Below are 987 nucleotides of genomic sequence, written 5' to 3' on the forward strand. Positions count from 1 at the left end.
GCCCTTATGTGATGGCCGAAGACGTGACTTACCCGGTCAGAGGAAGTTATCTTGCTGGAGGATTTATTTTTTCATTAGGGAGCTTTGTTACAGAAGTTCCTAATGATCCTCAGATATTTTTTGAGGGTGAAGAAATAGCCATGGCAGTCAGGGCATTTACTCACGGTTATGACATCTTCCACCCTCAAAAAGTATTGCTATGGCATTTTTACGGCAGAAAAGACCATGTCAAAGTCTGGACAGATCATGGCAATGAGGCAAAAACTAAAGGCAGTATTGATCAAGCCTGGTGGGAAAGAGACGCCATATCTAAGAACAGAGTCAAAACCTTACTGGGCCATAAGACCACTGAGCAGTGTGATCATGGCATTTACTGTCTTGGTAAGCAGCGCAGCCTGAGTGATTTCGAGAGAAGAGCTGGTGTGGATTTTTCTCGTTGCATGGTTCATCCGGATGTTATCGGCGATGAGCATAAGGCTTATTTCTCCAACGGTGAATTAATTGAAGGTATTTGGCGCTCATTGCTTGTCGGTGTATATAAAAAGACGATCAAATTTGACTCATTCAAAATTACTACGCTAGGCGCGGATGCTCTTTACTGGTATGTCGGCGTCTATACTGAAAATAACACGCTGCTCGAGCAGCAAACTCTCTATAGTGATGAAATAAATGAGAAAATTTCAAATTCGGAAGATGGTAGTTTTTCACTATCGCTTGATTTCACATCTGAAGAAATTCTCAACCCTCATTCTGTTCGTATTAGCCCATTCATCGACAGTGTTGGGTGGGGGGAGGTAGTCGAGGAAGCATGGTAGCGATTTTTTCTTTTTTAACAAAAAACATCACATTTTTTATTATTTAACAAGCGAGTTATCAAATGATTACTTATCAAACGTTAGAGGGCAGTTTCCTCACTGATATTCCTGTTGTTGATGTCACGGTTAACGTAATGCGTTTTCGTGATCCTGAAAATCAAGAGTATAATAT

At 40.9% G+C, this 987-nt stretch carries 1 protein-coding gene; it reads left to right on the forward strand.

All coding sequences use genetic code 11. The features are described 5' to 3' along the window. On the forward strand, window positions 1–815 hold an 815-nt coding region (locus WH277_RS05520; RefSeq protein WP_339504890.1), incomplete at its 5' end, for a GlcNAc-transferase family protein. Window positions 816–987 lie beyond the last annotated feature (172 nt).

The organism is Erwinia sp. MYb416 (assembly GCF_037479575.1).
GTDB classification, from domain to species: Bacteria; Pseudomonadota; Gammaproteobacteria; order Enterobacterales; family Enterobacteriaceae; genus Erwinia; species Erwinia rhapontici.